The following is a 13414-nucleotide window of genomic DNA, read 5'->3' as shown; positions in this document are numbered from 1 at the left end:
GTTCTCTCGCACTGCGGAAATCGTCATTGCGATACTTCCTGCCTGAGCGCGACAAGATCGACGACGCGCTCCATCGGACTGTATCCCGGCACAAGTTCACTCAACGCTGCCTTCAGCCGCCTTGCATCGCCATCACGCGCGAGATCAGAAAGCTCATCGAGTTTGGCCGACAGCTGCGGCCAGCCAAGGAATTGCTCGCGGGCGCGGCGGATTTTCGGATGGTCCGTCACTTCGGGATTGTCGTTGATCAGCAGCTCTTCGTAGAGCTTCTCCCCCGGGCGCAATCCGGTTGTCACGATGCTGATGTCACCGCTCGGGTTCTGTTCGTCCTGGACAGTCAGACCCGACAGTTCGACCATCCGACGCGCGAGATCGATGATCTTCACCGGCTCGCCCATGTCGAGCAGGTAGACATCGCCGCCGGTCGCCATCGCACCCGCCTGGATAACGAGCTGGGCTGCTTCCGGCACGGTCATGAAGAAGCGCGTGATCTCCTCATGTGTCAGCGTGATCGGCCCGCCGCGGCTGATCTGTTGACGGAAGAGAGGAACGACCGAGCCGGATGAGCCAAGCACGTTACCGAAGCGGACCATGGAGAAGGTCGTGTTCTTGCGCTCCTCAGAGAGCGCCTGCAGTATCATTTCGGCCAGGCGTTTCGTGGCGCCCATGACATTGGTCGGGCGGACAGCCTTGTCGGTGCTGACAAGGATCATGCGTTCGACGCCGGCAGCCAATGCGGCCCTGGACACCGTCAGCGTCCCGAAGACGTTGGTCTTGACGCCTTCGGCGGGGTTCTGTTCGACCAGTGGCACATGCTTGTAGGCCGCGGCATGATAGACCGTGGCCGGCTTCCAGGCCTGAAGAATGGTGCCGATGCGGTGTTCATCGCAGACATCGGCAAGAAGTGGGACGATGGGAAAGAGAGACTCTGCGTCATCTCCCCCGAGTTCGCTCTGCAGCGAGTAGATGCCGAATTCGTTCTGGTCGAGCAGCAACAGTGCCTTCGGTTCCAGCCTGGCGATCTCGCGGCACAACTGGCTCCCGATTGATCCAGCCGCGCCCGTGACGAGAACGACGCGATCGCGAACGTTCTGTTCCAGCAACGCGGTGTTTGGCAGGACGGCGGTGCGGCCCAAGAGGTCCTCGACATCAAGTTCCTGAAGGTCGGTCAGCTGCGCCTGCCCTGTCGCGATTGCGCTGATATCGGGAACCGTGCGAACGGCGACCCGTGCTGAACGCAAGCGTTCGATGATCTCGTTGCGTCGACCACGATCGATCTGTGGAAGAGCAAGAAGAACGGTCTTGACCTCAAGATCCGCACACACCTTCTCGATGTTGAGAGGGCTGTAGATCTTCACGCCGTTGAGGGACATGCCCTTCAGACCCTTATCGTCGTCAAGAAAGCCGACGACCTTGAACTCTGCCGAATGGCCCAAAGCACTCACCAGCTGCCGCCCCTGCGTGCCGGCGCCATAGACCAGCGTGCGGATGGGCGCGGCTTCGCCGAGGATTTCGCTATAGGCATCGTAGAGGAAATAGCGCGCCACGAAACGCGACAGGCCAACAGCAAGCAGGAGCAGCATCGGCTGCAGTATGCCGACGGTTCGCGGTATGGTCGGCACACTGATAACCGTGAAGATCACCATGTAGACGGCGCCGTAGATCAGAACGCACTTGATGACCGTCGAAAAGGCGGCCCAGCCCATGAAGCGGAAGATGGCGCGGTAAAGCCCGAAGGTGATGAACAGCGGCAGCGCGATGACGAGCGATACCGGGATCGTCCAGAACTGCACACCCGTGAGCAGATACCAGTCATTGAAGCGAAAGCAGAACGCGATCCAGACCGTCAGGATGCACAGGCAGGCATCGAAGAGCAGAGCGATGACCCGCTTCGCTGGCCGCGGCAAGGCAAGAACGTGTTGAACGTAATTGTCAAACATAGCGCTGCCTCGATCGTGACGAATTTAGCAATAGCGGCCGACACTCGATGCTATGGCAAAAAATAGCTCGGAAAACATGGCTCATGAGACTGCGTACCGCACCCTGCGAAAGAGTTCCACCATACGCCAAATGTGCGTTGGAATTTTGCGCAGTCCGCGCAGCTTGATCGAACGATACCGCGCGCGATCGGCGATCTGGCTCTCCTTGGACCGAACCGACAAGGTGATCAGATCGTCCTTCAGCGTATAGATCTTGACGCCGGTCGCCCAACCACGCTCGAGAGCAATGTCGTAGGGACATGTGATCACCTTGAGGGCATCTACAAGCTTGCGCGCGCCGGCGCGGGTCACGAGGTAGCAGGCTGCTGAGCCCTGTGGCCCGAACAGACATTTTCCGATCACATCGCCGTTGCTCGACCGCGCGATTGGCCGAAACCAGACGACGCGGTGGTTCAGCAGCTTGATGACTTCCGCGAATGGCGCAGCCTGATGGGCGCCGTAAGCCCGCGAGACGAGGTCGGCGCTGAGATTGACGTCGTCCTCCATGATGACGGCGCATTCCGCTGCGCTCTCCAGAAAAGCGTTGAGCGCTTTGACATGGGCGAGATAGCAGCCATATTCCTGCGGCAGCATCGGGCGACCATTGCCACGCATGAACGCCGCACGGTCATAATCCGGCCATTGCGTATTCTTCGCGGCATCGATCTCGACTCCGGGGATACGCTGAACATCGAGGCCGAATTCGTCAGCCTGGCTCTTGATATGTTGCCAGCGGTCGAGTGAGCGATCGAGGTTGATCACGTAGGACACGATTCCCCGTCGAGACAGGGTCTCGCCCGTTCCAGATCGGCGCGCTTCGCTGAAGTCAGCCGTGCTTTCTGTCTGCTGGCGTTCACGCACAGTGGTCTCCTGGGCATCCATCGGGCGCCAAGCTTGCTACAGGTTTCTTCGCTGGACAAACGTCTCGACGAACCGCGACAGCCATTAGTATGTATGCGAGGCACGTGCAAGGATCTACCCAAACGGGCAAAGCGTTTTCACCGGGAGAGTGGCTCAAACGTCAACCAACGCTCGCAGACAAACTGGACGGCATCTCGCCGAAGGATAGCAACTCAGCCATCTCTCGGCATCCGCGACAATTGTTTTCGCGTGCAGCCACACTGCGGAGTGGCACTTTTCCTCAACTGCCATCGCTTCCTAAGACGCATCAATCCGACACCCTCGCGGCAAGCTGGCCTTGCAACCTAGGGACGGCATCCAGATCAGCTTTTTCGTGGTCCACGCTTCAGCACGTCCCGGATCGAGAAGCTCGAGTGAATCCGTGCGACGCCAGGCAAAGTCGATAGGATATCCTTGTGGATTCGCTCGAAATCGCGTGCGCTCTCGACCTCGACCTTGAGGATGTAATCCGAACCGCCGGTCATCAGAAAGCATTCCTGGATCTCCGGATATCTCCGGATGGCGGCCTCGAACCTGTTCAGATGTTCCTCGGTCTGCCGATCGAGCGTGATGTTGACGATCACCGCCAGCGCATCGTCACTATCCGAGGTGCCGATCAGAGCAGTGTAACCCCTGATATGGCCGGATTTCTCCAGCCTTGCGATGCGCCTTAGACATGCAGAGGGCGAAAGGCCGACTTCCGCCGCAAGGGCCGTGTTGGCGATGCGCGCGTTCAGCCTGAGTTGCCGGACAATGTTACGATCGATCGCATCAAGGATCATGCGCAATAATTCCTCTTTTGACGCCTGATAATTTCGTACTTCGTAATCGACTGCAATATCAGCATACTGATCAGCAGGAAATTGTTCGATTGTTTCGCTATTTTAAAGCAGCCATCAAGGGCCACGCTCGACGTCGCAAGCGCCGATACACCAGGCAAAAAAAGCATAGATAAAAGGGGCAATCATGAAAGTGACCATTCTCGGCGCCGGTGTCATCGGGGTCACGAGCGCCTACTATCTGGCCAAGGCGGGACATCAGGTCACTGTTATCGATCGCCAGTCCGGTCCGGCCCTCGAGACCAGCTTTGCCAATGCCGGCGAGGTGTCCTTCGGCTATTGCTCTCCCTGGGCGGCACCCGGTATTCCGCAGAAGGCGCTGAAGTGGCTGTTCATGGAGCATGCGCCGCTGGTTCTCCGCCCTAAGGTGGACTACGCCATGTTGTCATGGATGTTCCGGATGCTCGCCAACTGCACCTCGGAACGCTACGCGGTCAACAAGTCGCGCATGCTGCGCCTTGCCGATTACAGCCGCCAGTCGCTCGCCGAACTGCGCAGTGAGACCGATATCGCCTATGACGAGCGCATGCAGGGCACGCTGCAGCTCTTCCGCACACAGGCGCAGCTCGACGCATCGGCCAAGGACGTGAAGGCGCTGGCTGCTGACGGCATTCCGTATGAAGTGCTGGACCGTGAGGGCTGCATCCGCATGGAGCCGGCGTTGCGCCACGTCAGCGACAAGATCGTCGGCGGTCTGCAGACACCCAAGGACGAGACCGGCGATTGCTTCAAGTTCACCAACGCCCTTGCCGCCAAATGCGTGTTGATGGGCGTGACATTCGACTATGGACGCCAGATCAAGGGGCTTGTGGTCGAGGGCGGACAGGCCAAGGGTGTCGTCACCGATACCGGCACCGTCTTTTCAGATGCCGTCGTCGTGGCGCTCGGCAGCTATTCGCCGCTGCTATTGAAGCCATTCGGGATCAAGCTCCCCGTTTATCCGGTAAAGGGCTATTCGCTGACCATCCCGATCACCGATGCGTCGCGCGCACCTGAGTCCACGGTCATGGACGAGACCTACAAGATCGCCATCACGCGCCTCGGCGACCGCATCCGCGTTGGAGGCATGGCGGAGATTTCCGGTTACACGAATGACCTCGGCCCCGCGCGACGCAGAACCCTGGAGCATTCGGTCAGCGATCTCTTCCCCGGTGGCGATCTGAAGGCCGCGAATTATTGGTCGGGGTTGCGGCCTATGACGCCGGATGGCACGCCTGTCATCGGCGCGACCAACATCCGCAATCTCTTCCTCAACACTGGGCACGGCACGCTCGGCTGGACCATGAGCACCGGCTCCGCGCGGGTGCTGACGGATGTCGTCAGTGGCAAAAAGGCGGATATCGACGTCAGCGACCTGTCGCTCGCCCGTTACGGCCGATAGAGGGCGGAATCGCCGCACGATGGTGCTGGATCCGGGGCGCAACCCGGTCCAGCAGCGCGGCCGAGCCGAGCCGCAACGATCGGTCTGACGCAGCCACGCATGCGGCAACTTCGTTGCCTGCTGCGGATAAACATCGCAACAATTTGCCATCGCTTTCAACGAAGAGCGCGCATAGACTTTGCATTGTCTTGATTGCCTGAAGTGCCGCGGGAGGTTGATGCGGCGAAGTGCAATCCACGAGATCACGCATGGGAGGAGAACCGTGCAGCTTGACGGTGTTTGTTCTTCCCGGTCGCGGGAGGGGCACTTGCGTTATGGCCTACGGTAGATCCCGATGCCGGCTTCGAGGAGGAGGTCGCGATGACGAAGCAGGATCCGATTGTGATCACAGGCGCCGCCCGCACGCCGATCGGTGGGTTTCAGGGAGCCTTCGCGCCGCTGGCCGCACCGCAGCTGGGTGGATCTGCGATAACAGCGGCGCTCTCGCAAAGTCACGTCCCAGCTGAGAGTGTCGACGAGGTCATCATGGGCTGTGTGCTCGCCGCTGGCCAGGGTCAGGCTCCGGCCCGACAGGCCGCGATTGGCGCTGGCCTCCCCTTCTTAACTGCCGCCAGCACCGTAAACAAGATGTGCGGCTCCGGCATGAAGGCCGTGATGATCGGCCACGATCTGCTCGCCGCCGGCAGCGCCTCGGTGGTGATCGCGGGCGGCATGGAAAGCATGACGAATGCGCCCTATCTACTTGATCGTGCTCGCGGCGGCTATCGGCTCGGCCATGGGCGCGTGGTCGATCATATGTTCCTCGATGGGCTCGAGGATGCCTATGACAAGGGGCGCTTGATGGGGACATTCGCGGAAGACTGTGCCGAGGCCTATCAATTCACGCGCGAGGCGCAGGACGCCTATGCCATCACATCGCTCACGCGGGCACAGAAGACGATAGAGGCCGGCTATTTCGATCGCGAGATCGTGCCGGTATCGGTCATGTCAGGCAAAAGCGAAGCGACGATCCGCGAGGACGAGCAGCCCGGCAAGGCCAGCATCGACAAGATCCCCAGACTGAAGCCGGCATTCTGCGAAGGCGGCACCGTGACGGCCGCCAATGCGAGCTCGATTTCCGATGGCGCCGCCGCGCTGGTGCTGATGCGACGCTCACGGGCCGACCAACACGACATCGCACCGCGCGCGACAATCGTCGGTCATGCCACGCACTCGCAGGCACCCGGCGAATTCGCCACGGCGCCGATCGGCGCTTTGAGAAAGCTCTCCGAGCGCACGGGATGGCCGCTATCGAGCGTCGATCTCTTCGAAATCAACGAAGCCTTCGCCGTCGTGCCGATGGCCGCCATGCGCGACCTCGATATCCCCCAAGACAAGGTCAACGTCCACGGCGGCGCATGCGCGCTCGGCCATCCGATCGGTGCGTCCGGGGCCCGTGTCATCGTCACGCTGCTGGCGGCGCTGGAGCTATACGGGCTGAAGCGCGGCATGGCGGCGCTCTGTATCGGTGGCGGCGAAGCGACCGCTATCGCCATCGAGCGGCAGTGAGCGGAAAAAGGAGGCGCGCTGATGATCTTGTCCGACACGCAGCAGCAAATCCGGGACCTCGCGCGAGATTTCGCACGCGAACGACTAGCGCCGGGCGCCGCCGAGCGGGATCGCACACACAGCTTCCCACGCGATGAACTGAAAGAGATGGGCGAACTCGGCCTTCTCGGCATGCTGGTGCCGGAGGCCTATGGCGGCTCCGACACGGGAACGGTTGCCTACGCGGCGGCACTCGAAGAGATCGCCGCCGGAGATGGCCCCTGCTCGACGATCATGAGCGTCCATAGTTCCGTCGGCTGCGTTCCCATCCTCAAATTCGGAAACGAGGAGCAGAAACAGCGCTTTCTTCCGAAGCTCGCTACCGGCGAATGGATCGGCGGCTTCGCGCTAACGGAGCCGCAGGCCGGCTCCGACGCCTCCAATCTGCGCACCCGCGCGCGCCGCGACGGCGATCACTATGTGCTTGATGGCGCCAAGCAGTTCATCACATCGGGCAAGAACGGACAGGTGATCATCGTCTTCGCGGTCACGGACGCGACGGCCGGCAAGAAGGGGATAACCGCCTTCATCGTACCGACGGACACGCCGGGATACGAGGTCATTCGCGTCGAGCACAAATTGGGCCTGCACGCCTCCGACACCTGCCAGATCGCCTTTAACGACATGTGCATCGCCGCGGATCTTCGCCTCGGCGAGGAAGGCGATGGCTACAGGATCGCGCTTGCCAATCTGGAAGGCGGCCGGATCGGGATCGCGGCGCAGGCGGTCGGCATGGCGCGTGCGGCTTTCGAGGCAGCGCGCGACTACGCCCGCGAGCGTGCGGCGTTCGGCAAGCCGATCATCGAGCATCAGGCCGTCGCCTTTCGTCTTGCCGATATGGCGACACAAATCGAGGCGGCGCGGCAGCTGGTGTTTCATGCAGCGAGCCTGCGCGAGGCGGGGCTGCCCTGTCTTTCCGAGGCGTCGATGGCCAAGCTCTTTGCATCTGAAATGGCCGAGCGCGTCTGTTCCGATGCGATCCAGATCCATGGCGGCTATGGCTACATGAGTGATTACCCCGTCGAGCGCATCTACCGGGATGTCCGCATCTGCCAGATCTACGAGGGAACGAGTGACGTTCAGCGCATGGTGATCGCCCGCAATCTATAGGGAATACGCCGCGTCGTTCCTGAGGAGAGGATCGATGCGAGCGGAGGAGGAACACAGGAAATGCCAGACAGTCAACGACTGAGCCTCTACGTCCCCGAACCCGCCGTTCGCCCTGGCGGTCTTCCCGATTTCTCCAACGTCAAGATCGCCAAGGCCGGCGCCGTGCCGCGCCCGGAGGTGGATGTCGCATCCGAAGACATCCGCGATCTCGCCTATTCGATCATCCGCGTGCTGAACCAGGAGGGCGAGGCCGTCGGCCCTTGGGCGGGGTTGCTCTCGGATGAAGCTCTTTTGACCGGGCTGCGCAACATGATGAAGCTGCGCGCCTTCGACGCGCGCATGCTGATGGCACAGCGCCAGGGCAAGACGTCCTTTTACATGCAGCACCTTGGCGAAGAGGCAGTCAGTTGCGCCGTGCGCAAGGCGCTGAACAAGGGGGACATGAATTTCCCGACCTATCGGCAGGCAGGCCTCCTCATCGCCGACGACTATCCGATGGTCGAGATGATGAATCAGATCTTCTCCAACGAGAACGATCCGCTGCGGGGGCGGCAGCTGCCGATCATGTATTCCTCGAAGGAGCACGGCTTCTTCACTATCTCGGGCAACCTCGCCACCCAGTATGTCCAGGCCGTCGGCTGGGCGATGGCGTCGGCGATCAAGAACGATACACGCATCGCCGCCGCCTGGATCGGCGACGGCTCGACCGCTGAATCCGACTTTCACTCGGCGCTCGTCTTTGCCTCGACCTACAGGGCGCCTGTCATCTTGAATATCGTCAACAATCAGTGGGCGATCTCTACCTTTCAAGGCATCGCGCGCGGCGGCTCCGGCACGTTCGCCGCTCGCGGGCTCGGCTTCGGCATCCCGGCGCTGCGTGTCGATGGCAACGACTATCTGGCCGTCTATGCGGTCGCCCGCTGGGCGGCGGAGCGGGCGCGGCGCAATCTGGGGCCGACACTGATCGAATATGTCACCTACCGCGTCGGCGCCCACTCGACCTCCGACGATCCGAGCGCCTATCGACCGAAAACCGAATCCGACGCCTGGCCGCTCGGAGATCCCGTGCTGCGGCTCAAAAAACACCTGATCCTCAAGGGTGTCTGGTCCGAGGAGCGCCACGTGCAGGCTGAGGCCGAGATCCTGGACGAGGTGATCGATGCGCAAAGGCGCGCCGAGGAACACGGAACGCTGCATGCCGGCGGCAAGCCTTCGGTACGGGACATTTTCGAGGGCGTCTATGCCGAGATGCCGCCGCACATTCGCCGCCAGCGGCAGAAAGCGGGGTACTGATATGGCGCGCATGACCATGATCGAGGCGGTGCGCAGCGCCATGGATATCTCGATGGCCCGCGACGAGGACGTCGTCGTGTTCGGCGAGGACGTCGGCTATTTCGGCGGCGTGTTCCGTTGCACTCAGGGGCTTCAGGCGAAATACGGCAAGACCCGCTGCTTCGATACGCCGATCAGCGAATCCGGCATCGTCGGCACGGCGATCGGCATGGCGGCCTACGGGCTGAAACCCTGCGTCGAGATCCAGTTCGCGGACTACATGTATCCGGCCTACGACCAAATCACCCAGGAGGCGGCGCGTATTCGCTATCGCTCGAATGGCGATTTCACATGCCCGATCGTGCTCAGGATGCCGACGGGCGGCGGGATCTTCGGCGGGCAGACGCATAGCCAGAGCCCGGAGGCGCTGTTCACCCATGTCTGCGGCCTCAAGGTAGTTGTCCCCTCCAACCCCTATGACGCCAAGGGACTGCTCATCGCCGCGATTGAGGACCCTGATCCGGTGATGTTTCTCGAACCCAAGCGGCTTTACAATGGCCCCTTCGATGGCCACCACGAGCGCCCGGTGACGCCATGGTCAAAGCATGAGCTCGGCGAAGTGCCTGAAGACCACTATGCGATCCCGATCGGCAAGGCGGAGATCCGGCGCGCCGGAAGCGGGGTCACGGTCATTGCCTATGGAACAATGGTGCATGTGGCGCTCGCGGCGGCCGAGGATACCGGTGTCGATGCCGAGGTGATCGATCTGCGCAGCCTGCTGCCGCTCGACCTCGATACCATCGTGCAATCCGTATCGAAGACCGGTCGCTGCGTCGTGGTTCATGAGGCAACGCTGACGTCGGGCTTCGGGGCCGAGATCGTGGCGCTGATACAGGAGCATTGCTTCTACCATCTGGAGGCGCCGATCGTGCGGGTCGCGGGCTGGGATACGCCCTATCCGCACGCGCAGGAGTGGGATTATTTCCCCGGCCCCGCGCGCGTTGGACGGGCGCTTCGCGAAGTCATGGAGGCGTGAAGATGGGCGAGTTCACGATCAAGATGCCGGATGTCGGTGAAGGCGTGGCCGAGGCGGAGCTGGTGGAGTGGCACGTAAAGGCCGGCGATCCGGTTCGCGAGGACATGGTGATCGCGGCCGTGATGACCGACAAGGCAACGGTCGAGATCCCGTCACCGGTCAGCGGCACGGTGACCTGGCTCGGCGCGGAAGTGGGAGACACCGTGGCCGTAAAGGCGCCGCTGGTGAGGATAGAGACGGCGGGCGGAGATGAAGTGTCGGCGCCCGCCCGGCCCGCGCCCTTGGCGACAGATAAGCCATCCGCCGCAGCCAGTGAAAGCGAAGCGCCTGCTCGGCTGCAGCCGGCGCAAGCTAAGCAAGCGTTGTCCCAGCCGACAAGCCTACCGCAGGAGAAGCCGTTGGCATCGCCTTCTGTGCGCCTCTTTGCCCGCGAAAGCGGTGTCGATCTCAGACAGGTATCGCCAAACCGTCCAGACGGACGCATTTTGCGCGAAGACGTCGAGCAATATCTCGCGCGCGGGGCGTCTTCGCTTGCTGCGCCTGCCCCGTTCGCCAGAAATACGACGACCGAAGAGGTCAAACTGACCGGGATGCGGCGGCGGATCGCCGAAAAGATGTCGCTCTCCACCTCGCGCATCCCGCATATCACCTATGTCGAGGAAATCGACATGACAGCGCTGGAGGATCTGCGGGCGACGATGAACCGGGACCGCAAGCCGGAGCATCCGAAACTGACGATCCTTCCCTTCCTGATGCGGGCGATCGTCAAGGCTGTCGCCGACCAGCCGGATATAAACGCCACATTCAACGACGATGCCGGCATCCTCACCCGCTCCGGCGGCGTTCACATTGGCATAGCCGCACAGACGCCTGCCGGCCTCGTGGTACCGGTCGTACGTCACGCCGAGGCCCGCACGATATGGGACTGCGCCGGCGAAATGGCGCGCTTGGCGGAGGCGGCGCGCAACGGAACCGCGACGCGTGACGAGCTGACAGGCTCAACCATTACGATAAGCTCGCTGGGCGCATTGGGCGGCATCGTCTCGACACCCGTGATCAACCACCCGGAGGTCGCGATCATCGGCGTCAACAAGATCGCCACCCGCCCCGCCTGGGATGGGACGCAATTCGTGCCGCGCAAGATGATGAACCTTTCCTCCAGCTTCGACCATCGCATCATCGACGGCTGGGATGCCGCGACCTTCATCCAGCGCGTCCGCGTGCTGCTTGAAACGCCGGCGCTGATTTTCATCGAAGGCTGAGGGCCATGAAAGAGATCATCTGCAAATTGCTGGTCATCGGCGCTGGGCCCGGCGGTTACGTCTGCGCCATCCGGGCGGGTCAGCTGGGCATCGACACGGTGATCGTCGAGATGGAGAAGCCCGGCGGCACTTGCCTCAATATCGGCTGCATTCCATCGAAGGCGCTCATCCATGCCGCCGACGAATTCGATGCCGCGCGGCGGATGGCGAGCGGTCGAGACTCGCTTGGTATCCGTGCCGAAGGCGTGGCGATCGATCTCGCCAAGACGATCGCCTGGAAGGATGGGATTGTCGGGCGCCTCACTGGTGGCGTTGCAGCCTTGCTGCAGAAGGCAAGGGTGAAGCAGGTCCATGGCCGGGCGCGATTTCGCGACGGAAAGACGGTGGAGGTCGAGACGGAGACCGGCGCGCAACTCATCCGCGCAGAGAATATCGTGATCGCGACGGGCTCCGAGCCGGTCGAGCTGCCGGGGCTTCCGTTCGGCGGAAGGGTGATCTCCTCGACGGAGGCGCTGGCGCTGCAGAGCGTGCCGGAAAGACTGGTGGTTGTCGGCGCCGGCTATATCGGCCTGGAACTCGGCACAGCCTTCGCCAAGCTTGGCTCTTCGGTCACAATCGTCGAGGCGACGGGCCAGATCCTGCCGCTATACGACGCCGAGCTTGTCAAACCTGTTGCTAAGGCGCTGAAGGAGCGCGGCATTGATCTTCACCTCGGAGCTAAGGCAAAGGCGCTGTCCGATGCCGGCGAAAGCCTGATCATCGAGCAGGCCGATGGCCGCGAGGTCAAACTGCCGGCTGACAGGATACTCGTCACTGTCGGGCGCAGGCCACGAACAACAGGCGTGGGATTGGAGGAGCTAGATCTCGATCGCGCCGGGCCATATCTGCGCATCGATGACCGGTGCCGCACCTCGATGCGCGGGGTCTACGCCATTGGTGATCTCACCGGCGAACCGATGCTTGCGCACCGGGCAATGGCACAGGGCGAGATGGTGGCGGAAATCATCGCCGGCCGTCCGCGGAGCTGGGACAAGCGCTGCATTCCAGCCGTCTGCTTCACGGACCCGGAGATCGTCAGCGCCGGCTTGTCGCCCGATGAAGCCCGCGCGCAGGGCTATGATATCCGTGTTGGCCAGTTCCCGTTCTCGGCCAATGGACGGGCCATGACCATGCAGTCCGAGGATGGCTTCGTGCGTGTCGTGGCGCGGGCGGATACCAATCTCGTGCTCGGCCTGCAGGCGGTCGGTCGCGGCGTCTCCGAATTGTCGGCGGCGTTTGCGCTGGCGATCGAGATGTGCGTTCGCCTCGAGGATCTCGCCGGCACGATCCACGCTCATCCGACGCGCAGCGAGGCTGTTCAGGAAGCGGCGCTCAAAGCGCTTGGCCATGCGTTGCACATGTGAGGCCGGCACGGCAGAAATTCGAGTTCTGCAGCCTGCGTCTACGACCGTCGCTCGTCGAGCACCGTCTCGGCTTCATCACGGCTCATGCCGAGAACCGAGCGTCCCAATTCGAAACCGAAGCCGTTGCGGGCGAAGGCGGACATTTCCTTGTTGTAGCGCTTCTCATCGGCCTCCTCGCGCCGAAAGGGGCCGAAGCCACGTTTGCGGGCGAAGTTGATCGCGGCTACGAGGTCGTCGCTCTCCTCGAGCGCGATGACGGCGGTCTCGCTGTCGATGCCTTTGATCGCGAGCTTCTGCGCCATGATCCGTTTCGATCGACCGCTGCGCACGCCGGAGCGCACGCTGATCTCGGCGTAGGCGACATCGTTCAACCCGCCCTGCTCGTGGCCGAACTTGACCGCGAGATCGGCGAGCGCCCTGACCTGAGCTTCGGATATATCCTCGAACTTTTGTTTGGCCTTGCGCGAGATCGCGTCAGCCAACTGCTTCTCGGTCATCATCTGCCGTCCGAGACGGTAGATGGTCGAGTTGCGCGCCCAGCTCTGCATGCGGCTGGTCGGTATGTCGGATTGCGTGTCTTCGTCAGCCATGGCGTTCCGGATCGCATCCAGAATCGCCTGGAGCAGGTCGTTTCAGCCAGTTAAA

11 protein-coding genes are annotated in these 13414 nt (G+C 62.1%); 7 read left to right on the top strand and 4 right to left on the bottom strand.

From position 1 onward, the window contains the following. Nucleotides 1-23 precede the first annotated feature (23 nt). The 3 genes from J5286_RS25970 to J5286_RS25960 all read right to left on the bottom strand — a co-directional run bounded on the left by J5286_RS25970 (nt 24) and on the right by J5286_RS25960 (nt 3661). Nucleotides 24-1940 (bottom strand): polysaccharide biosynthesis protein, encoded by a 1917-nt coding sequence (locus tag J5286_RS25970; protein ID WP_209192875.1) that lies wholly within the window; start codon nt 1938-1940, stop codon nt 24-26. 81 nt (nt 1941-2021) lie between these two features. After that, nucleotides 2022-2840, bottom strand: a complete 819-nt coding sequence (locus tag J5286_RS25965; RefSeq protein WP_209192874.1) for a glycosyltransferase family 25 protein — start codon at nt 2838-2840, stop codon at nt 2022-2024. Nucleotides 2841-3202: 362 nt separating this feature from the next. After that, nucleotides 3203-3661, bottom strand: a complete 459-nt coding sequence (locus J5286_RS25960; protein ID WP_209192873.1) for an Lrp/AsnC family transcriptional regulator — start codon at nt 3659-3661, stop codon at nt 3203-3205. 184 nt (nt 3662-3845) lie between these two features. Between J5286_RS25960 and J5286_RS25955 the strand changes: the two genes are divergently transcribed. From J5286_RS25955 to lpdA, 7 genes are all read left to right on the top strand, one after another. Further along, on the top strand, nt 3846-5099 hold the full coding sequence (locus J5286_RS25955; protein WP_209192871.1) for a D-amino acid dehydrogenase: 1254 nt from the start codon (nt 3846-3848) through the stop codon (nt 5097-5099). A 360-nt stretch (nt 5100-5459) separates the two neighbouring features. Then, complete coding sequence (locus J5286_RS25950) at nt 5460-6647, top strand: acetyl-CoA C-acyltransferase (protein WP_209192870.1); 1188 nt, start codon at nt 5460-5462, stop codon at nt 6645-6647. A 21-nt stretch (nt 6648-6668) separates the two neighbouring features. After that, entirely contained in the window at nt 6669-7796 is a 1128-nt protein-coding gene (locus tag J5286_RS25945) for an acyl-CoA dehydrogenase family protein (protein WP_209192868.1), read from the top strand. A gap of 60 nt (nt 7797-7856) precedes the next feature. Continuing rightward, entirely contained in the window at nt 7857-9089 is a 1233-nt protein-coding gene (locus J5286_RS25940; protein WP_209192867.1) for a thiamine pyrophosphate-dependent enzyme, read from the top strand. Between the two features lies 1 nt (nt 9090). After that, nucleotides 9091-10104 (top strand): alpha-ketoacid dehydrogenase subunit beta, encoded by a 1014-nt coding sequence (locus tag J5286_RS25935; protein ID WP_209192866.1) that lies wholly within the window; start codon nt 9091-9093, stop codon nt 10102-10104. 2 nt (nt 10105-10106) lie between these two features. Further along, nucleotides 10107-11366, top strand: a complete 1260-nt coding sequence (locus J5286_RS25930) for a dihydrolipoamide acetyltransferase family protein (RefSeq protein ID WP_209192865.1) — start codon at nt 10107-10109, stop codon at nt 11364-11366. 5 nt (nt 11367-11371) lie between these two features. Continuing rightward, on the top strand, nt 11372-12769 hold the full coding sequence (lpdA, locus tag J5286_RS25925) for a dihydrolipoyl dehydrogenase (protein WP_209192864.1): 1398 nt from the start codon (nt 11372-11374) through the stop codon (nt 12767-12769). A 38-nt stretch (nt 12770-12807) separates the two neighbouring features. On the opposite strand, the gene recX is transcribed toward lpdA, so the two are convergent. Then, the gene (recX, locus tag J5286_RS25920; RefSeq protein WP_209192863.1) at nt 12808-13359 is read right to left on the bottom strand and encodes a recombination regulator RecX; all 552 of its coding nucleotides are present in this window, start codon (nt 13357-13359) and stop codon (nt 12808-12810) included. Nucleotides 13360-13414: the final 55 nt, after the last annotated feature.

Source organism: Rhizobium sp. 16-488-2b (genome assembly GCF_017741815.1).
Lineage (GTDB): Bacteria > Pseudomonadota > Alphaproteobacteria > Rhizobiales > Rhizobiaceae > Rhizobium.
This window is presented reverse-complemented; position numbering and strand designations above follow the sequence as displayed.